The sequence below is a fragment of the Erwinia persicina genome (genome assembly GCF_019844095.1).
Lineage (GTDB): Bacteria > Pseudomonadota > Gammaproteobacteria > Enterobacterales > Enterobacteriaceae > Erwinia > Erwinia persicina.
Map to the genome: position 1 here is coordinate 380,841 of NZ_CP082141.1, position 19,092 is coordinate 399,932.

The 19,092-nt window shown below is 50.6% G+C and carries 34 protein-coding genes; all 34 read left to right on the top strand.

Features of this window, described 5'->3' with window-relative positions:
• Nucleotides 1-180: 180 nt before the first annotated feature.
• On the top strand, nucleotides 181-903 hold the full coding sequence (locus K6L24_RS01650; protein ID WP_062747541.1) for a helix-turn-helix transcriptional regulator: 723 nt from the start codon (nucleotides 181-183) through the stop codon (nucleotides 901-903).
• Complete coding sequence (tusD, locus tag K6L24_RS01655) at nucleotides 903-1,289, top strand: sulfurtransferase complex subunit TusD (RefSeq protein WP_118665369.1); 387 nt, start codon at nucleotides 903-905, stop codon at nucleotides 1,287-1,289. The genes K6L24_RS01650 and tusD overlap by 1 nt, the downstream gene beginning before the upstream one ends.
• Nucleotides 1,289-1,648, top strand: coding sequence for a sulfurtransferase complex subunit TusC (gene tusC / locus K6L24_RS01660; protein ID WP_118665371.1), 360 nt, complete (start codon nucleotides 1,289-1,291; stop codon nucleotides 1,646-1,648). The genes tusD and tusC overlap by 1 nt, the downstream gene beginning before the upstream one ends.
• A gap of 7 nt (nucleotides 1,649-1,655) precedes the next feature.
• Nucleotides 1,656-1,943: a sulfurtransferase complex subunit TusB gene (gene tusB / locus K6L24_RS01665; protein ID WP_062747533.1), complete on the top strand. Its 288-nt coding sequence runs from the start codon at nucleotides 1,656-1,658 to the stop codon at nucleotides 1,941-1,943.
• Between the two features lie 126 nt (nucleotides 1,944-2,069).
• Nucleotides 2,070-2,444 carry a 30S ribosomal protein S12 gene (rpsL, locus tag K6L24_RS01670; protein WP_003852912.1) on the top strand — a complete coding sequence of 125 codons (375 nt, stop codon included), beginning with the start codon at nucleotides 2,070-2,072 and terminating at the stop codon, nucleotides 2,442-2,444.
• 96 nt (nucleotides 2,445-2,540) lie between these two features.
• Nucleotides 2,541-3,011, top strand: coding sequence for a 30S ribosomal protein S7 (gene rpsG, locus K6L24_RS01675; RefSeq protein WP_004160604.1), 471 nt, complete (start codon nucleotides 2,541-2,543; stop codon nucleotides 3,009-3,011).
• A 93-nt stretch (nucleotides 3,012-3,104) separates the two neighbouring features.
• Nucleotides 3,105-5,219 (top strand): elongation factor G, encoded by a 2,115-nt coding sequence (gene fusA / locus K6L24_RS01680; RefSeq protein WP_062747531.1) that lies wholly within the window; start codon nucleotides 3,105-3,107, stop codon nucleotides 5,217-5,219.
• Between the two features lie 68 nt (nucleotides 5,220-5,287).
• A complete protein-coding gene (gene tuf, locus K6L24_RS01685) occupies nucleotides 5,288-6,472 on the top strand; it encodes an elongation factor Tu (RefSeq protein WP_118665375.1) in 1,185 nt (394 codons plus the stop codon).
• 391 nt (nucleotides 6,473-6,863) lie between these two features.
• Nucleotides 6,864-7,175, top strand: a complete 312-nt coding sequence (rpsJ, locus tag K6L24_RS01690; RefSeq protein ID WP_001181005.1) for a 30S ribosomal protein S10 — start codon at nucleotides 6,864-6,866, stop codon at nucleotides 7,173-7,175.
• A 32-nt stretch (nucleotides 7,176-7,207) separates the two neighbouring features.
• Nucleotides 7,208-7,837 carry a 50S ribosomal protein L3 gene (gene rplC / locus K6L24_RS01695; RefSeq protein ID WP_048917638.1) on the top strand — a complete coding sequence of 210 codons (630 nt, stop codon included), beginning with the start codon at nucleotides 7,208-7,210 and terminating at the stop codon, nucleotides 7,835-7,837.
• 10 nt (nucleotides 7,838-7,847) lie between these two features.
• Entirely contained in the window at nucleotides 7,848-8,453 is a 606-nt protein-coding gene (gene rplD / locus K6L24_RS01700; RefSeq protein WP_023656564.1) for a 50S ribosomal protein L4, read from the top strand.
• A complete protein-coding gene (gene rplW, locus K6L24_RS01705; protein ID WP_062749336.1) occupies nucleotides 8,450-8,752 on the top strand; it encodes a 50S ribosomal protein L23 in 303 nt (100 codons plus the stop codon). The genes rplD and rplW overlap by 4 nt, the downstream gene beginning before the upstream one ends.
• A 17-nt stretch (nucleotides 8,753-8,769) precedes the next feature.
• On the top strand, nucleotides 8,770-9,591 hold the full coding sequence (rplB, locus tag K6L24_RS01710) for a 50S ribosomal protein L2 (RefSeq protein WP_118665377.1): 822 nt from the start codon (nucleotides 8,770-8,772) through the stop codon (nucleotides 9,589-9,591).
• A gap of 16 nt (nucleotides 9,592-9,607) precedes the next feature.
• A complete protein-coding gene (gene rpsS / locus K6L24_RS01715; protein ID WP_004160590.1) occupies nucleotides 9,608-9,886 on the top strand; it encodes a 30S ribosomal protein S19 in 279 nt (92 codons plus the stop codon).
• Nucleotides 9,887-9,900: 14 nt separating this feature from the next.
• Nucleotides 9,901-10,233 (top strand): 50S ribosomal protein L22, encoded by a 333-nt coding sequence (rplV, locus tag K6L24_RS01720; protein ID WP_000447532.1) that lies wholly within the window; start codon nucleotides 9,901-9,903, stop codon nucleotides 10,231-10,233.
• Between the two features lie 17 nt (nucleotides 10,234-10,250).
• On the top strand, nucleotides 10,251-10,949 hold the full coding sequence (gene rpsC / locus K6L24_RS01725; protein ID WP_002919766.1) for a 30S ribosomal protein S3: 699 nt from the start codon (nucleotides 10,251-10,253) through the stop codon (nucleotides 10,947-10,949).
• Between the two features lie 12 nt (nucleotides 10,950-10,961).
• Entirely contained in the window at nucleotides 10,962-11,372 is a 411-nt protein-coding gene (gene rplP / locus K6L24_RS01730) for a 50S ribosomal protein L16 (protein ID WP_002438716.1), read from the top strand.
• On the top strand, nucleotides 11,372-11,563 hold the full coding sequence (gene rpmC / locus K6L24_RS01735) for a 50S ribosomal protein L29 (protein ID WP_048917635.1): 192 nt from the start codon (nucleotides 11,372-11,374) through the stop codon (nucleotides 11,561-11,563). The genes rplP and rpmC overlap by 1 nt, the downstream gene beginning before the upstream one ends.
• Nucleotides 11,563-11,817 (top strand): 30S ribosomal protein S17, encoded by a 255-nt coding sequence (gene rpsQ, locus K6L24_RS01740; RefSeq protein ID WP_048917634.1) that lies wholly within the window; start codon nucleotides 11,563-11,565, stop codon nucleotides 11,815-11,817. Before rpmC ends, rpsQ begins: the two co-directional genes overlap by 1 nt.
• Nucleotides 11,818-11,983: 166 nt before the next feature.
• Nucleotides 11,984-12,355, top strand: a complete 372-nt coding sequence (gene rplN / locus K6L24_RS01745; protein WP_015960712.1) for a 50S ribosomal protein L14 — start codon at nucleotides 11,984-11,986, stop codon at nucleotides 12,353-12,355.
• Between the two features lie 10 nt (nucleotides 12,356-12,365).
• Entirely contained in the window at nucleotides 12,366-12,680 is a 315-nt protein-coding gene (gene rplX, locus K6L24_RS01750) for a 50S ribosomal protein L24 (protein ID WP_048917632.1), read from the top strand.
• 14 nt (nucleotides 12,681-12,694) lie between these two features.
• A complete protein-coding gene (gene rplE, locus K6L24_RS01755; protein WP_013204126.1) occupies nucleotides 12,695-13,234 on the top strand; it encodes a 50S ribosomal protein L5 in 540 nt (179 codons plus the stop codon).
• 13 nt (nucleotides 13,235-13,247) lie between these two features.
• Nucleotides 13,248-13,553 (top strand): 30S ribosomal protein S14, encoded by a 306-nt coding sequence (gene rpsN, locus K6L24_RS01760; RefSeq protein ID WP_062749332.1) that lies wholly within the window; start codon nucleotides 13,248-13,250, stop codon nucleotides 13,551-13,553.
• Nucleotides 13,554-13,583: 30 nt separating this feature from the next.
• A complete protein-coding gene (gene rpsH / locus K6L24_RS01765) occupies nucleotides 13,584-13,976 on the top strand; it encodes a 30S ribosomal protein S8 (RefSeq protein ID WP_048917630.1) in 393 nt (130 codons plus the stop codon).
• A 12-nt stretch (nucleotides 13,977-13,988) separates the two neighbouring features.
• Entirely contained in the window at nucleotides 13,989-14,522 is a 534-nt protein-coding gene (gene rplF, locus K6L24_RS01770; protein WP_048917629.1) for a 50S ribosomal protein L6, read from the top strand.
• A 9-nt stretch (nucleotides 14,523-14,531) separates the two neighbouring features.
• Nucleotides 14,532-14,885, top strand: a complete 354-nt coding sequence (rplR, locus tag K6L24_RS01775; protein WP_004160572.1) for a 50S ribosomal protein L18 — start codon at nucleotides 14,532-14,534, stop codon at nucleotides 14,883-14,885.
• Nucleotides 14,886-14,899: 14 nt separating this feature from the next.
• Nucleotides 14,900-15,400, top strand: coding sequence for a 30S ribosomal protein S5 (gene rpsE, locus K6L24_RS01780; RefSeq protein WP_004160571.1), 501 nt, complete (start codon nucleotides 14,900-14,902; stop codon nucleotides 15,398-15,400).
• A gap of 5 nt (nucleotides 15,401-15,405) precedes the next feature.
• Nucleotides 15,406-15,585 (top strand): 50S ribosomal protein L30, encoded by a 180-nt coding sequence (gene rpmD / locus K6L24_RS01785; RefSeq protein WP_004160569.1) that lies wholly within the window; start codon nucleotides 15,406-15,408, stop codon nucleotides 15,583-15,585.
• A gap of 3 nt (nucleotides 15,586-15,588) precedes the next feature.
• Nucleotides 15,589-16,023, top strand: a complete 435-nt coding sequence (gene rplO / locus K6L24_RS01790) for a 50S ribosomal protein L15 (protein WP_048917627.1) — start codon at nucleotides 15,589-15,591, stop codon at nucleotides 16,021-16,023.
• A 7-nt stretch (nucleotides 16,024-16,030) separates the two neighbouring features.
• On the top strand, nucleotides 16,031-17,362 hold the full coding sequence (gene secY / locus K6L24_RS01795; protein ID WP_004160567.1) for a preprotein translocase subunit SecY: 1,332 nt from the start codon (nucleotides 16,031-16,033) through the stop codon (nucleotides 17,360-17,362).
• Nucleotides 17,363-17,394: 32 nt separating this feature from the next.
• Nucleotides 17,395-17,511, top strand: coding sequence for a 50S ribosomal protein L36 (rpmJ, locus tag K6L24_RS01800; protein ID WP_020322760.1), 117 nt, complete (start codon nucleotides 17,395-17,397; stop codon nucleotides 17,509-17,511).
• Nucleotides 17,512-17,657: 146 nt separating this feature from the next.
• Nucleotides 17,658-18,014 carry a 30S ribosomal protein S13 gene (rpsM, locus tag K6L24_RS01805; protein WP_048917626.1) on the top strand — a complete coding sequence of 119 codons (357 nt, stop codon included), beginning with the start codon at nucleotides 17,658-17,660 and terminating at the stop codon, nucleotides 18,012-18,014.
• 16 nt (nucleotides 18,015-18,030) lie between these two features.
• A complete protein-coding gene (rpsK, locus tag K6L24_RS01810) occupies nucleotides 18,031-18,420 on the top strand; it encodes a 30S ribosomal protein S11 (RefSeq protein WP_004160563.1) in 390 nt (129 codons plus the stop codon).
• 33 nt (nucleotides 18,421-18,453) lie between these two features.
• On the top strand, nucleotides 18,454-19,074 hold the full coding sequence (rpsD, locus tag K6L24_RS01815) for a 30S ribosomal protein S4 (protein WP_048917625.1): 621 nt from the start codon (nucleotides 18,454-18,456) through the stop codon (nucleotides 19,072-19,074).
• The last annotated feature ends 18 nt before the right edge of the window (nucleotides 19,075-19,092 follow it).

Here is a 19,092-nt window from a genome sequence, read left to right on the forward strand (position 1 = left end):
GTGGCTTTTTTTTTGCCTTAGCCCACTGTATTCACACCTTTTTTGCGCCATGTTGTATTTAACGACAAAGGGCAGGACACGCCTTTCCCATATTTGCTAGACTATCCCGCGCGCATTTTAATAAGAATGAGTCTGCCCTGGCGCCGTGTGACAGGCTCTTGTCAAAGGGTGGTGTCGTTCATGTCTAATTCACTTTTCGCCGGTGAGGTTGCGGATTCGGAGCTGCTGGAGCAGCACCCCTTTACCCCCGGTGATTTCGAAATTCTAAAATCTTACGAAGCTGTTGTTGACGGGCTTGCCATGCTGATCGGCTCGCACTGCGAGATCGTCCTGCACTCGCTTGAAGACCTCAAATGCTCGGCGGTACGTATTGCCAACGGTGAACATACTGGCCGTAAAATCGGTTCGCCGATTACCGATCTCGCCCTGCGTATGCTGCATGACATGAGGGGGGCGGACAGCAATGTATCCAAAGCCTATTTTACCCGGGCTAAAAGCGGCGTACTGATGAAGTCCGTTACGATCGCTATCCGCAATCGTGATCAGCGGGTCATTGGGCTGCTGTGTATCAATATGAATCTCGACGTGCCGTTCTCGCAGATAATGGCGACGTTTATGCCGCCTGAAACGCAGGAAGTCGCCTCCTCGGTCAACTTTGCCTCATCGGTCGAAGATCTGGTTATGCAGACGCTGGAGTTCACTATCGAAGAGGTCAGTGCCGATCGTAACGTGTCCAACAATGCCAAGAATCGCCAGATCGTTCTCAACATGTATGAGAAGGGCATTTTTGACATTAAAGATGCGATTAATCAGGTAGCTGACCGCCTTAATATCTCTAAGCACACCGTGTATCTCTACATCCGGCAGTTTAAAAACGGCGATTTCCACGGGCAGGAAAAGTAATGCGTTTTTGTCTGATGGTGACCGGGCCGGCCTATGGTACACAGCAGGCCAGTAGCGCCTGGTTGTTTGCCAATGCCCTGCTGGAAGAGGGACATACGCTGGACAGTATCTTCTTCTACCGTGAAGGCGTGCTCAATGCCAGCCTGTTAAACGCACCCGCCAGCGATGAGTTCGACCTCACGCGTGGCTGGCAGCAGCTACATGAACAGCAGGGTGTTCAGTTGAATATCTGCGTGGCGGCCGCGCTGCGTCGGGGAATTACCGACCGTCAGGAAGCCACTCAGCTTGGCCTGCCCGTTGCTAACCTTGCGGAGGGATTCCAACTGTCAGGCCTGGGCTCACTGGCCGAAGCGGCACTGACCTGCGATCGTCTGGTGCAGTTCTGATGGCACGTATAGCGTTTGTTTTTACCCAGGCTCCGCATGGCTCTTCCAGTGGTCGTGAAGGGCTGGATGCCGTTCTGGCCACATCAGCACTGAGCGATGAGATTGCGCTGTTCTTTGTCAGCGACGGCGTACTGCAACTGACCGCAGACCAGCAGCCACAGCATATTCTGGCGCGGAACTACATCGCTACCTTTGGCGTGCTACCGCTCTATGATGTTGAGCACTGTTATGTGTGTGCGGCCGCGCTGGCTGAAAGAGGGATAGCCGCGGGTGCCGCCAGGGTTCTGGCGACAGAGGTTCTGGCACCGGACGTCCTGCGCGCCAGACTAAACGATTACGACCGCGTCATTACTTTTTGAGGCCTCCATGCTACATACTCTGATGACCTCACCCTTTCGTACGGATATTTCTGCGCTGCTACGTCTGTTAGCCGAAGGTGACGCGGTGCTACTGCTTCAGGATGGGGTCATTGCCGCCCTGGAAGGGAATCTGGTACTTGAAGCGCTGCTAAATGCCCCCATCTCAGTGTATGCGCTGCGTGAAGATCTCGATGCGCGCGGGCTGGCTGCTCAAATTTCATCCAAAGTGACCGTAGTAGGCTATACTGGTTTCGTTGAGCTGGCAGTCAGTCATCCACAACAAATGACTTGGTAAGTACGGTAATCCTGGTTATTTCTTGACTCTTTTCTAGCCGAGCCCTAAAATTCTGCGGCCTCGTGATTCCGCGAGGCGATTTATTACGTGTTTACGAAGCAAAAGCTAAATCCCAGGAGCTATTTAATGGCAACAGTTAATCAGCTGGTTCGCAAACCACGCGTACGCAAAGTTGCAAAGAGCAACGTGCCTGCGCTGGAAGCCTGCCCGCAGAAACGTGGTGTATGTACTCGTGTATACACTACTACCCCTAAAAAACCGAACTCCGCACTGCGTAAAGTATGTCGTGTTCGTTTGACCAACGGTTTTGAAGTTACCTCCTACATCGGCGGTGAAGGTCATAACCTGCAGGAACACTCCGTGATCCTGATCCGTGGCGGTCGTGTAAAAGACTTGCCAGGTGTGCGTTACCACACCGTTCGTGGCGCGCTGGACTGCTCAGGTGTTAAAGACCGTAAGCAGGCTCGCTCCAAGTACGGCGTGAAGAAGCCAAAGGCTTAATGGTTCTCCGTTAAGTAAGGCCAAACGTTTTATCTTAAATGTCATAATAAACTCGTAGAGTTTTGGACAATCCTGAATTAACAACGGAGTATTTCCATGCCACGTCGTCGCGTCATTGGTCAGCGTAAAATCCTGCCAGATCCTAAGTTCGGATCAGAATTGCTGGCCAAATTTGTCAATATCCTGATGGTAGATGGTAAAAAATCTACTGCTGAAACTATCGTTTATAACGCGCTGGAGACCCTGGCTCAGCGTTCTGGTAAAAACGAGCTGGAAGCATTCGAAGTAGCCCTGGACAACGTCCGCCCAACCGTGGAAGTTAAATCCCGTCGCGTTGGTGGTTCTACTTATCAGGTACCAGTTGAAGTCCGTCCGGTTCGTCGTAATGCTCTGGCAATGCGTTGGATCGTAGAAGCTGCTCGTAAACGCGGTGATAAATCTATGGCTCTGCGCCTGGCGAACGAACTTTCTGATGCTGCAGAAAACAAAGGCACTGCAGTGAAGAAACGTGAAGACGTTCACCGTATGGCCGAAGCCAACAAGGCGTTCGCTCACTACCGCTGGTAACAGCTCTGTAGTTGTTATAAACCCAGCGGGCGTCCCAGTGACTCACCTGCTGGGCTTTTTTAACTTAGAACGTCTAAGAATCAGAGGAATCAAATGGCTCGTAAAACACCCATTGAGCGCTACCGTAACATTGGTATCAGCGCACACATCGACGCCGGTAAGACGACCACTACCGAACGTGTTCTGTTCTACACCGGTGTAAACCACAAAATCGGTGAAGTACATGACGGCGCGGCTACCATGGACTGGATGGAGCAGGAACAGGAACGTGGTATTACCATCACTTCCGCTGCGACCACCTGTTTCTGGTCTGGTATGGCTAAGCAGTTCGAGCCACACCACGTAAACATCATCGACACCCCGGGACACGTTGACTTCACAATCGAAGTTGAGCGTTCTATGCGTGTGCTTGATGGCGCAGTAATGGTTTACTGTGCGGTTGGTGGCGTTCAGCCACAGTCTGAGACCGTATGGCGCCAGGCTAACAAATATAAAGTTCCACGCATCGCGTTCGTTAACAAAATGGACCGCATGGGTGCTAACTTCCTGAAAGTCGTAGAGCAGATGAAAGCGCGCCTGGGTGCAAACCCGGTGCCATTGCAGCTGGCTATTGGCGCAGAAGAGAAATTCACCGGTGTTGTTGACCTGGTGAAAATGAAAGCGATCAACTGGAACGATGCCGATCAGGGCGTTACCTTCGTATACGAAGATATTCCAGCTGATATGCAGGAACAGGCTGAAGAATGGCGTGCGAAGCTGGTTGAAGCCGCAGCTGAAGGTTCTGATGAGCTGATGGAGAAATTCTTCGGCGGTGAAGAGCTGACTGAAGAAGAGATTAAAGAATCTCTGCGTAAGCGCGTTCTGAACAACGATATCATCCTGGTCACCTGTGGTTCTGCCTTTAAGAACAAAGGTGTTCAGGCGATGCTGGATGCGGTTGTTGAATACCTGCCAGCACCGACTGACGTTACCGCGATCAACGGTATGCTGGATGATGGCAAAGATACTCCGGCTGTTCGTCACTCAGACGACAACGAGCCATTTGCTGCTCTGGCGTTCAAAATCGCTACCGACCCATTCGTGGGTAACCTGACCTTCTTCCGCGTGTACTCTGGCGTGGTTAACTCAGGCGATACCGTGTTTAACCCGGTTAAATCTGCGCGTGAGCGTCTGGGCCGTATCGTACAGATGCACGCCAACAAGCGTGAAGAGATCAAAGAAGTTCGTGCAGGCGACATCGCTGCAGCTATCGGTCTGAAAGACGTGACCACTGGTGACACCCTGTGTGACCCGGACAACGTTATCATTCTGGAGCGCATGGAGTTCCCAGAGCCGGTTATCTCGATCGCTGTTGAACCAAAAACCAAAGCTGACCAGGAAAAAATGGGTCTGGCTCTGGGTCGTCTGGCGAAAGAAGATCCATCATTCCGCGTATGGACTGATGAAGAAACTAACCAGACCATCATCGCCGGTATGGGTGAGCTGCACCTGGACATCATCGTTGACCGCATGAAGCGTGAATTCAACGTTGAAGCCAACGTCGGTAAACCTCAGGTTGCTTACCGTGAAGCGATTCGCGCGAAAGTTACCGATATCGAAGGTAAACACGCCAAGCAGTCTGGTGGTCGTGGTCAGTACGGTCATGTTGTTATCGACATGTACCCACTGGAGCCGGGCGTTAACCCTAAAGGTTATGAGTTCGTCAACGACATCAAAGGCGGCGTGATTCCTGGTGAATACATCCCTGCAGTTGATAAAGGTATCCAGGAGCAGCTGAAGTCAGGCCCGCTGGCTGGTTATCCGGTAGTTGACCTGGGTGTTCGTCTGCACTTCGGTTCTTACCATGACGTTGACTCCTCAGAGTTGGCGTTTAAACTGGCTGCTTCTATTGCGTTCAAAGACGGCTTTAAGAAAGCAACACCAGTTCTGCTTGAGCCGATCATGAAGGTTGAAGTAGAGACTCCGGAAGAGAACACCGGTGACGTTATCGGTGACCTTAGCCGTCGTCGTGGTATGCTCAAAGGACAGGAATCTAACGCTACTGGCGTTCAGATTCACGCTGAAGTTCCGCTGTCTGAAATGTTCGGATACGCGACTCAGTTGCGTTCTCTGACTAAAGGCCGTGCTTCATACTCCATGGAGTTCCTGAAGTATGATGATGCGCCGAACAACGTCGCTCAGGCCGTAATTGAAGCTCGTAGCAAATAAGCTACAGTTTAAATATTGATCATATGCTCTCACCAAAGGGTGAGAGCATTAAAGTAAGGAATATTGTCGTGGCTAAAGAGAAATTTGAACGTTCCAAACCGCACGTCAACGTAGGTACTATCGGCCACGTTGACCACGGTAAAACTACCCTGACTGCAGCTATCACCACCGTTCTGGCTAAAACCTACGGCGGTTCTGCTCGTGCATTCGACCAGATCGATAACGCACCAGAAGAAAAAGCACGTGGTATCACCATCAACACGTCTCACGTTGAATATGACACCCCAACTCGCCACTACGCGCACGTTGACTGCCCAGGCCACGCCGACTATGTGAAAAACATGATCACCGGTGCTGCTCAGATGGACGGCGCTATCCTGGTTGTTGCTGCGACTGACGGCCCAATGCCTCAGACCCGTGAGCACATCCTGCTGGGTCGCCAGGTTGGCGTTCCGTTCATGATCGTATTCATGAACAAATGCGACATGGTTGACGACGAAGAGCTGCTGGAGCTGGTTGAAATGGAAGTGCGTGAGCTGCTGTCTGCTTACGATTTCCCTGGCGACGACATCCCGGTTGTTCGTGGTTCTGCACTGAAAGCCCTGCAGGGTGACGCAGAGTGGGAAGCCAAAATCATCGAACTGGCTGGTCACCTGGATAACTACATCCCAGAGCCAGAGCGTGCGATTGATAAGCCATTCCTGCTGCCAATCGAAGACGTCTTCTCTATCTCCGGCCGTGGTACTGTTGTGACCGGTCGTGTAGAGCGCGGTATCGTTAAAGTCGGTGAAGAAGTTGAGATCGTTGGTATCAAAGATACCGTGAAATCAACCTGTACCGGCGTTGAAATGTTCCGTAAGCTGCTGGACGAAGGCCGTGCGGGTGAGAACTGTGGTATCCTGCTGCGCGGTGTTAAGCGTGAAGATATCCAGCGTGGCCAGGTTCTGGCTAAGCCAGGTTCAATCAAGCCACACACCAAGTTCGAGTCAGAAGTTTATATTCTGTCTAAAGATGAAGGCGGCCGTCATACTCCGTTCTTCAAAGGCTACCGTCCACAGTTCTACTTCCGTACAACTGACGTGACCGGTACCATCGAACTGCCAGAAGGCGTGGAAATGGTAATGCCAGGCGACAACATTCAGATGGTTGTTACCCTGATCCACCCAATCGCAATGGACGACGGTCTGCGTTTCGCAATTCGCGAAGGCGGCCGTACCGTTGGTGCAGGTGTTGTTGCTAAAGTTATCGCTTAATTGTCGACACTTGTCTGGCAGAGCATACTCTGCCAGAGCAACAGAAAAGAGAGCGCTTCGGCGCTCTTTTTTTATTTGTAGAAAAGGTAAGCCTTAATATCCTGCCCACTACGGCATACAGCAGGGTAGGGCACCCACACGCCCACTTGTTTCCTCCCTTCAGCGATAAAACACACAATGCAGTTGCTTTGCCCCTGAATGTACGTATAATACGCGGGCCTGCCAATACGGCCTGGCGCGATTCAATATGAGTCGCAGACAAGTACGAAAGTGCCTGTCAACAATACTCGCGATATGCGGGTTATGTGCTCAACGATTACACTCCTCCATCAATCGTAATGGATGCGAGTAGTAATTCTTTTCGTTTATAAATAATTGGAGCTCTGGTCTCATGCAGAACCAAAGAATCCGTATCCGTCTTAAAGCGTTTGATCATCGTCTGATCGATCAATCAACTGCGGAAATCGTAGAGACTGCCAAGCGCACTGGTGCGCAGGTTCGTGGTCCTATCCCGCTGCCGACCCGCAAAGAGCGCTTTACCGTTCTGATCTCTCCGCACGTCAACAAAGATGCGCGCGATCAGTATGAGATTCGCACTCACAAGCGTCTGGTTGACATCGTTGAGCCAACCGAGAAAACGGTTGATGCTCTGATGCGTCTGGATCTGGCTGCAGGTGTTGACGTGCAGATCAGCCTGGGTTAATCAGGTCATTGAGCGATTGAGAGGTTGAAACAATGATTGGTTTAGTCGGTAAAAAAGTGGGTATGACCCGTATCTTCACAGAAGATGGCGTTTCTATCCCTGTAACCGTGATCGAAATTGAAGCAAACCGCGTTACTCAGGTCAAAGGCCTGGAAAACGACGGTTACACTGCTATCCAGGTAACTACCGGTGCTAAAAAAGCAAACCGTGTAACTAAGCCTGAAGCAGGTCATTTTGCTAAAGCTGGCGTTGAAGCTGGCCGTGGTCTGTGGGAATTCCGCACTGTTGAAGGCGCAGAGTTCACTGTAGGTCAGAGCATTAATGTTGACATTTTCGCTGACGTGAAAAAAGTTGACGTGACTGGAACATCTAAAGGTAAAGGTTTTGCCGGTACTGTAAAGCGCTGGAACTTCCGTACTCAGGATGCTACGCACGGTAACTCCTTGTCACACCGCGTACCGGGTTCTATCGGTCAGAACCAGACTCCGGGCAAAGTGTTCAAAGGCAAGAAAATGGCAGGCCAGATGGGCAACGAGCGTGTAACAGTTCAGAGTCTGGACGTTGTACGTGTTGACGCTGAGCGCAACCTGCTGCTGGTTAAAGGTGCAGTACCCGGTGCTACCGGTTGCGACCTTATCGTTAAACCAGCTGTGAAGGCGTAAGGGGATAGCAATGGAATTAGTATTGAAAGACGCGCAAAGCGCGCTGACTGTTTCCGAAACTACCTTCGGTCGTGATTTCAACGAAGCGCTGGTACACCAGGTTGTTGTTGCTTATGCAGCAGGTGCTCGTCAGGGTACTCGTGCTCAGAAGACTCGTGCTGAAGTAACTGGTTCCGGTAAAAAGCCGTGGCGCCAGAAAGGTACCGGCCGCGCTCGTGCAGGTTCTGTAAAGAGCCCAATCTGGCGTTCAGGTGGTGTGACCTTTGCTGCGAAGCCACAGGACCACAGTCAAAAAGTTAACAAAAAGATGTACCGCGGCGCGCTGAAAAGCATCCTGTCCGAACTGGTACGTCAAGATCGTCTGATCGTTGTCGAGCAGTTCTCTCTGGAAGCACCTAAAACTAAGCTGCTGGTAGAGAAACTGAAAGACATGGCTCTGGAAGACGTGCTGATCATCACTGGCGAACTGGAAGAGAACCTGTTCCTGGCCGCGCGTAACCTGTACAAGGTTGACGTACGTGATGCAGCGGGTATCGACCCAGTTAGCCTGATCGCCTTCGACAAAGTCGTTATGACTGCTGACGCAGTTAAGCAAGTTGAGGAGATGCTGGCATGATCCGTGAAGAACGTCTGCTGAAAGTACTGCGCGCGCCGCACGTATCTGAAAAAGCATCTGCTGCGATGGAAAAAACTAACACCATCGTTCTCAAAGTTGCGAAAGACGCGACCAAAGCAGAAATCAAAGCCGCTGTACAGAAACTTTTCGAAGTAGAAGTTGAAGTCGTGAACACTTTGCTGGTTAAAGGCAAAACTAAGCGTTCTGGACAGCGTATTGGTCGTCGTAGCGACTGGAAAAAAGCTTACGTCACCCTGAAAGAAGGCCAGAATCTGGACTTCGCAGGCGGCGCTGAGTAAGTCGGAGGAGAAGAACAATGGCAATTGTTAAATGTAAACCGACATCTCCGGGTCGTCGCCATGTAGTTAAAGTGGTAAACGCGGAGCTGCACAAGGGCAAACCATTCGCCCCGCTGGTTGAGAAAAACAGCAAATCCGGTGGCCGTAACAACAATGGTCGCATCACTACCCGTCATATCGGTGGTGGTCACAAGCAGGCTTACCGTATTGTTGACTTCAAACGCAACAAAGATGGTATCCCAGCGACCGTTGAACGTCTTGAGTACGATCCGAACCGCTCTGCGAACATCGCACTGGTTCTGTACAAAGATGGCGAACGCCGTTACATCCTGGCCCCTAAAGGCCTGAAAGCTGGCGACCAGATTCAGTCTGGCGTTGATGCTGCGATTAAAGCAGGTAATACCCTGCCGATGCGTAACATCCCAGTGGGTTCTACCGTGCATAACGTAGAAATGAAACCAGGCAAAGGCGGTCAGATTGCTCGCTCTGCTGGTACTTACGTGCAGATCGTTGCGCGTGAAGGTTCTTACGTTACCCTGCGTCTGCGTTCTGGTGAAATGCGTAAAGTCGAAATTGACTGCCGCGCAACCCTGGGCGAAGTCGGTAATGCTGAGCATATGCTTCGCGTTCTGGGTAAAGCCGGTGCAGCTCGTTGGCGTGGTATTCGTCCTACCGTTCGCGGTACGGCGATGAACCCAGTTGATCACCCGCACGGTGGTGGTGAGGGTAAAAACTTTGGTAAGCACCCGGTAACCCCGTGGGGCGTTCAGACCAAAGGTAAGAAAACCCGCAGCAACAAGCGTACCGATAAGTTCATCGTACGTCGCCGTAGCAAATAATTTTAGAGGATAAGCCATGCCACGTTCTCTCAAGAAAGGTCCTTTTATTGACCTGCACTTGCTGAAGAAGGTAGAGAAAGCTTTGGAAAGCGGAGACAAGAAGCCACTGCGCACCTGGTCCCGTCGTTCAACGATCTTCCCTAACATGATCGGTTTGACCATCGCTGTCCATAATGGTCGTCAGCACGTTCCTGTCTTTGTTTCCGACGAAATGGTCGGTCACAAACTGGGTGAATTTGCACCGACCCGTACTTATCGCGGCCACGCGGCTGATAAAAAAGCCAAGAAACGCTAAGGCAGGAGGAAGAGATGGAAACTATCGCTAAACATCGCCACGCTCGTTCTTCTGCACAGAAGGTTCGCCTGGTAGCGGATCTTGTACGCGGTAAGAAAGTGTCGCAGGCTCTGGACATTTTGACCTACACCAATAAGAAAGCGGCTGTACTGGTCAAGAAAGTCCTGGAATCTGCCATTGCTAACGCCGAACACAACGATGGCGCTGACATTGATGATCTGAAAGTCACGAAGATCTTCGTTGACGAAGGCCCAAGCATGAAGCGCATTATGCCTCGTGCAAAAGGTCGTGCAGATCGCATCCTGAAGCGCACCAGCCACATTACTGTGGTTGTGTCCGATCGCTGAGACTCTGGAGACTAGCAATGGGTCAGAAAGTACATCCTAATGGTATTCGCCTGGGTATTGTTAAACCCTGGAACTCTACCTGGTTCGCAAATACCAAAGAATTCGCTGACAACCTGGACAGCGACTTTAAAGTGCGTCAGTTCCTGACTAAAGAACTGGCTAAAGCATCCGTTTCTCGTATCGTTATCGAGCGTCCGGCTAAGAGCATCCGTGTGACTATTCACACCGCTCGCCCAGGCATCGTTATCGGTAAGAAAGGCGAAGATGTAGAAAAACTGCGCAAGGTCGTAGCGGATATCGCTGGCGTTCCTGCACAGATCAATATCGCCGAAGTCCGTAAACCGGAACTGGACGCTAAATTGGTTGCTGACAGCATCACTTCACAGCTGGAGCGTCGTGTGATGTTCCGTCGTGCTATGAAGCGTGCTGTACAGAACGCAATGCGTCTGGGCGCTAAAGGGATCAAAGTTGAAGTTAGTGGCCGTCTTGGCGGTGCAGAAATCGCGCGTACTGAATGGTACCGTGAAGGCCGCGTGCCACTGCACACTCTGCGTGCAGACATTGACTACAACACCTCTGAAGCCCACACCACTTATGGTGTAATCGGCGTTAAGGTATGGATCTTCAAAGGTGAGATCCTGGGTGGTATGGCTGCTGTTGAACAACCGGAACCGGCTGCTCAACCTAAAAAGCAGCAGCGTAAAGGCCGTAAGTAAGGAGAGTCGCTGATGTTACAACCAAAGCGTACAAAATTCCGTAAAGTGCATAAAGGCCGCAACCGTGGTCTGGCGCAGGGTACGGATGTTAGCTTCGGTACTTTCGGTCTGAAAGCTGTTGGCCGTGGTCGTCTGACTGCACGTCAGATCGAAGCAGCACGTCGTGCTATGACCCGTGCAGTTAAGCGTCAAGGTAAAATTTGGATCCGTGTATTCCCGGACAAACCAATTACCGAGAAGCCGCTGGAAGTGCGTATGGGTAAAGGTAAAGGTAACGTAGAGTATTGGGTTGCCTTGATCCAGCCTGGTAAAGTCCTGTATGAAATGGACGGCGTACCGGAAGAGCTGGCCCGTGAAGCATTCAAGCTGGCAGCAGCAAAACTGCCTATCAAAACCACCTTTGTAACTAAGACGGTGATGTAATGAAAGCAACAGAGCTGCGTGAAAAAAGCGTTGAAGAGCTGAACACTGAGCTACTTAACCTGCTGCGTGAGCAGTTCAATCTGCGCATGCAGGCAGCATCCGGCCAACTTCAACAGACTCACGTCTTGAAGAATGTTCGTCGTGATGTTGCACGCGTTAAGACTTTACTGACTGAGAAGGCGGGTGCGTAATGACCGATAAAATCCGTACTCTGCAAGGTCGTGTTCTGAGTGACAAAATGGAGAAATCCATCGTTGTTGCAATCGAACGTGTTGTGAAGCACCCGATCTACGGGAAATTCATCAAACGTACGACCAAACTGCACGTACATGACGAGAACAACGAATGTGGTATCGGCGACGTGGTTGAAATCCGCGAATGCCGTCCACTGTCCAAGACTAAGTCCTGGACGCTGGTTCGCGTTGTAGAGAAAGCGATTCTGTAATAGAATCTGCCGTCTCTAAAAAATAAGATAAGCGGCTCGCAAGAGCCGTTTATTTTTTCTACCCATATGTAGGAAGCAGTGTTATAATGCTGCGCCCTCAATATGGGGCTTTTATACGACCTGAATCAGGTCCCGAAGTAGTAGTTGACATTAGCGGAGCACTAAAATGATCCAAGAACAGACTATGCTGACCGTCGCCGACAACTCCGGTGCACGTCGCGTAATGTGTATCAAGGTTCTGGGTGGCTCGCACCGTCGCTACGCAGGCGTAGGCGACATCATCAAAATTACCATCAAGGAAGCAATTCCTCGCGGTAAGGTTAAGAAGGGTGATGTGCTGAAAGCGGTAGTGGTGCGCACCAGGAAGGGTGTTCGTCGCCCGGACGGTTCTGTCATTCGCTTCGATGGTAATGCATGCGTTATTTTAAATAATAACAGTGAGCAGCCTATCGGAACGCGTATTTTTGGGCCGGTAACTCGTGAACTTCGTACTGAAAAGTTCATGAAAATTATCTCTCTGGCACCAGAAGTACTCTAAGGAGCGAAAAATGGCAGCTAAAATCCGTCGCGATGACGAAGTTATCGTGCTGACCGGCAAAGATAAAGGTAAGCGCGGTAAAGTAAAAAATGTTCTGTCTTCAGGCAAACTGATTGTTGAAGGTATTAACCTGGTTAAGAAGCACTCAAAGCCGGTTCCGGCTCTGAACCAACCAGGTGGCATCGTTGAAAAAGAAGCTGCTATTCAGGTTTCTAACGTTGCTCTCTTCAACTCGGCAACCGGCAAGGCTGACCGTGTAGGCTTTAGATTCGAAGACGGCAAAAAAGTCCGTTTCTTCAAATCGAACAGCGAAACTATCAAGTAATTTGGAGTAGTACGATGGCGAAACTGCATGATTACTACAAAGACGAAGTAGTTAAACAACTCATGACTGAGTTTAGCTACAATTCTGTCATGCAAGTCCCTCGGGTCGAGAAGATCACCCTGAATATGGGTGTAGGTGAAGCGATCGCTGACAAGAAACTGCTGGACAATGCAGCAGCAGACCTGGCAGCAATCTCCGGTCAAAAGCCGTTTATCACCAAAGCACGCAAATCAGTTGCAGGCTTCAAAATCCGTCAGGGCTATCCGATCGGCTGTAAAGTAACTCTGCGTGGCGAACGCATGTGGGAGTTCTTTGAGCGTCTGATTTCTATTGCTGTTCCACGTATCCGTGACTTCCGTGGCTTGTCCGCTAAGTCATTCGATGGCCGTGGTAACTACAGCATGGGCGTTCGTGAGCAGATCATCTTCCCAGAGATCGACTATGACAAAGTCGACCGCGTTCGTGGTTTGGATATCACCATTACCACCACTGCGAAATCTGATGATGAAGGCCGCGCACTTTTGGCTGCTTTTAACTTCCCGTTCCGCAAGTAAGGCAGGGTTACTGATGGCTAAGCAATCGATGAAAGCACGCGAAGTCGTTCGCGTGAAACTGGCTGACAAGTACCGCGCTAAACGCGAGGAACTGAAAGCTATCATTTCTAGTGTGAACTCATCCGACGAAGAACGTTGGAATGCTGTTCTTAAGCTGCAAACTCTGCCGCGTGATTCCAGCCCGTCTCGTCAGCGTAACCGCTGCCGCCAAACTGGCCGTCCACATGGTTATGTGGGCAAATTCGGTCTGAGCCGTATCAAGTTGCGTGAAGCCGCCATGCGCGGTGAAGTACCTGGCTTGAAAAAGGCTAGCTGGTAATTACCAATTGAATCACGGGAGTAAAGACAGATGAGCATGCAAGATCCGATCGCGGATATGCTGACCCGTATCCGTAACGGTCAAGCCGCGAACAAAGTTGCGGTCACCATGCCTTCCTCCAAGCTGAAATTGGCGATTGCCAACGTGCTGAAGGAAGAAGGCTATATTGAAGAATTTAAAGTCGAAGGCGACACCAAGCCTGAACTGGAACTGACACTTAAGTATTTCCAGGGCAAGGCAGTGGTTGAGAGCATTCAGCGTGTAAGCCGTCCAGGTCTGCGTATCTACAAACGCAAAGACGAACTGCCTAAAGTTATGGCTGGACTGGGTATCGCTGTTATCTCTACCTCTAAAGGTGTTATGACCGATCGTGCAGCTCGCCAGGCAGGTCTTGGCGGCGAAATTATCTGCTACGTAGCTTAATCGGAGGAATAAATGTCTCGTGTTGCTAAAGCACCAGTCGCGATTCCTGCCGGCGTAGAGGTAAAACTCGACGGTCAGGTAATTTCGATTAAAGGTAAAAACGGCGAGCTGACTCGTACGCTCAACAAAGCTGTAGAAGTTAAGCATGCTGACAACACCCTGACTTTCGCTCCGCGCGAAGGTTTTGTGGATGGTTGGGCGCAGGCTGGTACTTCACGCGCTCTGCTGAACGCTATGGTTATCGGTGTTACCGAAGGCTTCACTAAGAAGCTGCAGCTGGTTGGTGTAGGTTATCGTGCAGCCGTTAAAGGCAACTCTGTGAGCTTGGCCCTTGGCTTCTCTCACCCAGTTGACCACGCGCTGCCAGCGGGAATCACTGCTGAATGTCCAACTCAGACTGAGATCGTGCTGAAAGGCGCTGATAAACAGCTGATTGGTCAGGTTGCAGCAGATTTACGCGCCTACCGTCGTCCTGAGCCTTATAAAGGCAAGGGTGTTCGTTACGCCGACGAAGTCGTGCGTACCAAAGAGGCTAAGAAGAAGTAAGGTAACACTATGGATAAGAAATCTGCTCGTATCCGTCGTGCGACCCGCGCACGTCGCAAGCTCAAAGAGCTGGGTGCTACTCGCCTGGTGGTACATCGTACCCCGCGTCATATTTACGCACAGGTAATCGCACCAAACGGTTCTGAAGTCCTGGTCGCTGCTTCTACAGTAGAAAAAGCTATCAGTGAGCAACTGAAGTACACTGGAAACAAAGACGCTGCCGCTGCTGTTGGTAAAGCAGTTGCTGAACGCGCAATCGAAAAAGGCATCACTGGTGTTTCTTTCGACCGTTCTGGTTTCCAATATCATGGTCGTGTCCAGGCACTGGCAGATGCTGCCCGTGAAGCTGGCCTACAGTTCTAAGGTAGAGGTGTAAGATGGCACACATCGAAAAACAAGCTGGCGAACTGCAGGAAAAGCTGATCGCGGTAAATCGCGTATCGAAAACCGTAAAAGGTGGTCGTATTTTCTCCTTCACAGCTCTGACTGTTGTTGGTGATGGTAACGGTCGCATCGGTTTTGGTTACGGTAAAGCGCGTGAAGTTCCAGCAGCGATCCAGAAAGCGATGGAAAAAGCTCGTCGCAATATGATCAACGTCGCGCTGAACAACGGCACCCTGCAGCACCCTGTTAAAGGCGTGCACACAGGTTCTCGTGTGTTCATGCAACCCGCTTCAGAAGGTACCGGTATTATTGCCGGTGGTGCAATGCGCGCCGTTCTGGAAGTTGCTGGGGTTCATAACGTTCTGGCTAAAGCCTACGGTTCCACCAACCCGATCAACGTGGTTCGTGCAACTCTGGATGGCCTGGCCAACATGAATTCCCCAGAAATGGTCGCTGCCAAGCGTGGCAAATCCGTTGAAGACATTCTGGGGTAATGACCATGGCTAAGACTATTAAAATTACTCAAACCCGCAGTTCGATCGGCCGTTTGCCTAAACACAAGGCAACGCTGCTTGGCCTGGGTCTGCGTCGTATTAACCACACCGTAGAGCGTGAAGACACGCCAGCTGTACGCGGTATGGTTAACGCGATTTCCTACATGGTTAAAGTGGAGGAGTAACAGATGCGTTTAAATACTCTGTCTCCGGCCGACGGTTCCAAGCACGCTTCAAAACGTCTGGGTCGTGGTATCGGTTCTGGTCTCGGCAAAACCGGCGGTCGCGGTCACAAAGGTCAGAACTCACGTTCTGGCGGTGGCGTACGTCGTGGTTTTGAAGGCGGCCAGATGCCTCTGTACCGTCGTCTGCCGAAATTCGGTTTCACCTCTCGCAAAGCAATGGTCACTGCAGAAGTTCGTCTGTCTGACCTGGCGAAAGTGGAAGGCGGTATCGTCGACCTGAATACGCTGAAAGCAGCAAACATTATCGGTATTCAGATGGAGTTCGCGAAAGTGATCCTGTCTGGCGAAGTTTCTGCACCGGTAACGATTCGCGGTCTGCGTGTCACTAAAGGCGCTCGTGCTGCAATCGAAGCTGCTGGCGGTAAAATTGAGGAATAAGTAGCAGATGGCTAAGCAACCGGGATTAGATTTTCAAAGTGCCAAGGGTGGTTTTGGCGAACTAAAACGCAGACTTCTGTTTGTGATTGGTGCGCTGATTGTTTTCCGTATTGGCTCTTTTATTCCGATCCCTGGTATCGATGCCACTGTACTTGCCAAACTGCTTGAGCAACAGCGTGGCACCATCATTGAAATGTTTAACATGTTCTCTGGTGGTGCTCTGAGCCGTGCTTCTATCTTTGCCCTGGGTATTATGCCGTATATTTCGGCCTCTATTATTATCCAGCTGCTGACGGTGGTTCATCCAGCGTTAGCTGAGATCAAGAAAGAAGGGGAGGCTGGCCGTCGTAAGATTAGTCAGTACACCCGTTACGGTACTCTGGTATTAGGTATATTCCAGGCGGTCGGTATTGCTACCGGCTTGCCGAATATGCCTGGAATGCAGGGCCTGGTATTAAACCCAGGTTTTGCTTTCTACTTTACTGCTGTTGTCAGTCTGGTTACCGGGACAATGTTCCTGATGTGGCTGGGCGAGCAGATAACTGAGCGAGGTATCGGTAACGGTATCTCTATCATTATCTTCGCTGGTATCGTTGCGGGTCTACCGCCGGCCATTGGCCATACCATCGAGCAAGCGCGGCAAGGCGACCTGCACTTCCTCCTGTTGCTGTTGGTTGCAGTTCTCGTATTTGCAGTGACCTTCTTCGTTGTTTTCGTTGAGCGTGGTCAACGCCGCATTGTGGTGAACTATGCGAAACGTCAGCAAGGCCGTCGTGTCTATGCTGCGCAGAGCACGCATTTACCGTTGAAAGTTAATATGGCCGGTGTAATACCTGCTATCTTTGCTTCCAGCATTATCCTGTTCCCGGCGACCATCGCGTCTTGGTTCGGGGGCGGAACTGGCTGGAACTGGCTGACGACTATTTCTATGTCGTTACAGCCTGGTCAACCGCTTTATGTGTTACTCTATGCGACTGCAATCATCTTCTTCTGTTTCTTCTATACAGCGTTGGTGTTTAACCCGCGTGAAACAGCAGATAACCTGAAGAAGTCTGGTGCATTTGTACCAGGTATTCGTCCGGGAGAACAGACGGCGAAGTACATCGATAAAGTAATGACCCGCCTGACATTAATCGGTGCGTTGTACATTACCTTTATCTGCCTGATCCCGGAGTTCATGCGTGATGCGATGAAAGTTCCATTCTACTTCGGCGGCACATCACTGCTGATTGTAGTGGTTGTCATCATGGACTTTATGGCTCAAGTGCAAACTCTGATGATGTCGAGTCAGTACGAGTCTGCATTGAAGAAAGCAAACCTGAAGGGCTACGGCCGTTAATTCAGGCGCTTGTGAAGTTACGGAGAGTAAAAATGAAAGTTCGTGCTTCCGTCAAGAAATTATGTCGTAACTGCAAAATCGTTCGTCGCGACGGTGTCGTTCGTGTGATTTGCAGTGCCGAGCCTAAGCATAAACAGCGCCAAGGCTGATTTAATCGCATATTTTTCTTGCAAAGTCGGGTTGAGCTGGCTAGATTAGCCAGCCAATCTTTTGTATGTCTATGCGTTTCCATTTGAGTATCCTGAAAACGGGCTTTTCGGCATGGGACGCATAAGTAATTAAATAGGAGTGCATAGTGGCCCGTATAGCAGGCATTAACATTCCTGATCATAAACATACCGTTATCGCATTAACTGCAATTTTCGGTATCGGCAAGACCCGTTCACAGGCTATCTGTGCATCTACGGGAATCGCTGAAAATGTTAAGATCAGTGAGCTGTCTGAAGAACAAATCGACATTCTGCGTGATGCAGTAGCGAAATTTGTTGTTGAAGGCGATCTGCGTCGTGAAGTCACCCTGAGCATCAAGCGTCTTATGGACCTTGGTTGCTATCGTGGTTTGCGTCATCGTCGTGGTCTTCCAGTGCGCGGTCAGCGTACCAAGACCAACGCACGTACCCGTAAGGGTCCGCGTAAACCGATCAAGAAATAATCGGGGTGATTGAATAATGGCAAAGGCACCAGTTCGTGCACGCAAGCGTGTAAGAAAGCAAGTCTCTGATGGCGTGGCTCATGTCCATGCATCTTTTAACAACACCATCGTAACTATTACCGATCGTCAGGGTAATGCGCTGGGTTGGGCAACAGCCGGTGGTTCCGGTTTCCGTGGTTCTCGTAAGTCTACGCCGTTCGCTGCGCAGGTTGCTGCAGAGCGTTGCGCAGAGGCCGTGAAAGATTACGGTATTAAGAACCTGGAAGTTATGGTTAAGGGTCCTGGTCCAGGCCGCGAATCAACAATTCGTGCCCTGAACGCTGCTGGTTTCCGCATCACTAATATTACTGATGTGACTCCGATCCCTCACAACGGTTGTCGTCCGCCGAAAAAACGTCGCGTATAACGCCCCGTTTTTTAGGAATGTTGGAGAAAGAAAATGGCAAGATATTTGGGTCCTAAGCTCAAGCTGAGCCGTCGTGAAGGCACAGACCTGTTCCTTAAGTCTGGCGTTCGCGCGATTGATACCAAGTGTAAGATTGAACAAGCTCCTGGTCAGCACGGTGCGCGCAAGCCACGTCTGTCTGACTATGGCGTGCAGTTACGTGAAAAGCAGAAAGTTCGTCGTATGTACGGCGTGCTGGAGCGTCAGTTCCGTAACTATTATAAAGAAGCAGCTCGTCTGAAAGGCAACACCGGTGAAAACCTGTTAGCTCTGCTGGAAGGTCGTCTGGATAACGTAGTTTACCGTATGGGCTTTGGTGCCACTCGTGCAGAAGCACGTCAGTTGGTTAGCCATAAATCTATTTTGGTAAACGGCCGCGTTGTTAGCATCGCTTCTTATCAGGTAACTCCGAATGACGTTGTTAGCATCCGTGAGAAAGCCAAAAAGCAGTCTCGCGTGAAAGCCGCTCTGGAGCTGGCTGAACAGCGTGAAAAGCCAACCTGGCTGGAAGTTGATGCAACTAAGATGGAAGGTGTGTTCAAGCGTATTCCTGAACGTACTGATCTGTCTGCGGACATTAACGAACACCTGATCGTCGAGCTTTACTCCAAGTAAGGCTTAGTACCAAAGAGA

Bases quoted from the DNA above. Each gene is read 5' to 3' on its own strand.
- K6L24_RS01650 (WP_062747541.1), top strand. From the start codon at position 181: ATGTCTAATTCACTTTTCGCCGGTGAGGTTGCGGATTCGGAGCTGCTG.
- tusD (WP_118665369.1), top strand. From the start codon at position 903: ATGCGTTTTTGTCTGATGGTGACCGGGCCGGCCTATGGTACACAGCAG.
- tusC (WP_118665371.1), top strand. From the start codon at position 1,289: ATGGCACGTATAGCGTTTGTTTTTACCCAGGCTCCGCATGGCTCTTCC.
- tusB (WP_062747533.1), top strand. From the start codon at position 1,656: ATGCTACATACTCTGATGACCTCACCCTTTCGTACGGATATTTCTGCG.
- rpsL (WP_003852912.1), top strand. From the start codon at position 2,070: ATGGCAACAGTTAATCAGCTGGTTCGCAAACCACGCGTACGCAAAGTT.
- rpsG (WP_004160604.1), top strand. From the start codon at position 2,541: ATGCCACGTCGTCGCGTCATTGGTCAGCGTAAAATCCTGCCAGATCCT.
- fusA (WP_062747531.1), top strand. From the start codon at position 3,105: ATGGCTCGTAAAACACCCATTGAGCGCTACCGTAACATTGGTATCAGC.
- rpsJ (WP_001181005.1), top strand. From the start codon at position 6,864: ATGCAGAACCAAAGAATCCGTATCCGTCTTAAAGCGTTTGATCATCGT.
- rplC (WP_048917638.1), top strand. From the start codon at position 7,208: ATGATTGGTTTAGTCGGTAAAAAAGTGGGTATGACCCGTATCTTCACA.
- rplD (WP_023656564.1), top strand. From the start codon at position 7,848: ATGGAATTAGTATTGAAAGACGCGCAAAGCGCGCTGACTGTTTCCGAA.
- rplW (WP_062749336.1), top strand. From the start codon at position 8,450: ATGATCCGTGAAGAACGTCTGCTGAAAGTACTGCGCGCGCCGCACGTA.
- rplB (WP_118665377.1), top strand. From the start codon at position 8,770: ATGGCAATTGTTAAATGTAAACCGACATCTCCGGGTCGTCGCCATGTA.
- rpsS (WP_004160590.1), top strand. From the start codon at position 9,608: ATGCCACGTTCTCTCAAGAAAGGTCCTTTTATTGACCTGCACTTGCTG.
- rplV (WP_000447532.1), top strand. From the start codon at position 9,901: ATGGAAACTATCGCTAAACATCGCCACGCTCGTTCTTCTGCACAGAAG.
- rpsC (WP_002919766.1), top strand. From the start codon at position 10,251: ATGGGTCAGAAAGTACATCCTAATGGTATTCGCCTGGGTATTGTTAAA.
- rplP (WP_002438716.1), top strand. From the start codon at position 10,962: ATGTTACAACCAAAGCGTACAAAATTCCGTAAAGTGCATAAAGGCCGC.
- rpmC (WP_048917635.1), top strand. From the start codon at position 11,372: ATGAAAGCAACAGAGCTGCGTGAAAAAAGCGTTGAAGAGCTGAACACT.
- rpsQ (WP_048917634.1), top strand. From the start codon at position 11,563: ATGACCGATAAAATCCGTACTCTGCAAGGTCGTGTTCTGAGTGACAAA.
- rplN (WP_015960712.1), top strand. From the start codon at position 11,984: ATGATCCAAGAACAGACTATGCTGACCGTCGCCGACAACTCCGGTGCA.
- rplX (WP_048917632.1), top strand. From the start codon at position 12,366: ATGGCAGCTAAAATCCGTCGCGATGACGAAGTTATCGTGCTGACCGGC.
- rplE (WP_013204126.1), top strand. From the start codon at position 12,695: ATGGCGAAACTGCATGATTACTACAAAGACGAAGTAGTTAAACAACTC.
- rpsN (WP_062749332.1), top strand. From the start codon at position 13,248: ATGGCTAAGCAATCGATGAAAGCACGCGAAGTCGTTCGCGTGAAACTG.
- rpsH (WP_048917630.1), top strand. From the start codon at position 13,584: ATGAGCATGCAAGATCCGATCGCGGATATGCTGACCCGTATCCGTAAC.
- rplF (WP_048917629.1), top strand. From the start codon at position 13,989: ATGTCTCGTGTTGCTAAAGCACCAGTCGCGATTCCTGCCGGCGTAGAG.
- rplR (WP_004160572.1), top strand. From the start codon at position 14,532: ATGGATAAGAAATCTGCTCGTATCCGTCGTGCGACCCGCGCACGTCGC.
- rpsE (WP_004160571.1), top strand. From the start codon at position 14,900: ATGGCACACATCGAAAAACAAGCTGGCGAACTGCAGGAAAAGCTGATC.
- rpmD (WP_004160569.1), top strand. From the start codon at position 15,406: ATGGCTAAGACTATTAAAATTACTCAAACCCGCAGTTCGATCGGCCGT.
- rplO (WP_048917627.1), top strand. From the start codon at position 15,589: ATGCGTTTAAATACTCTGTCTCCGGCCGACGGTTCCAAGCACGCTTCA.
- secY (WP_004160567.1), top strand. From the start codon at position 16,031: ATGGCTAAGCAACCGGGATTAGATTTTCAAAGTGCCAAGGGTGGTTTT.
- rpmJ (WP_020322760.1), top strand. From the start codon at position 17,395: ATGAAAGTTCGTGCTTCCGTCAAGAAATTATGTCGTAACTGCAAAATC.
- rpsK (WP_004160563.1), top strand. From the start codon at position 18,031: ATGGCAAAGGCACCAGTTCGTGCACGCAAGCGTGTAAGAAAGCAAGTC.
- rpsD (WP_048917625.1), top strand. From the start codon at position 18,454: ATGGCAAGATATTTGGGTCCTAAGCTCAAGCTGAGCCGTCGTGAAGGC.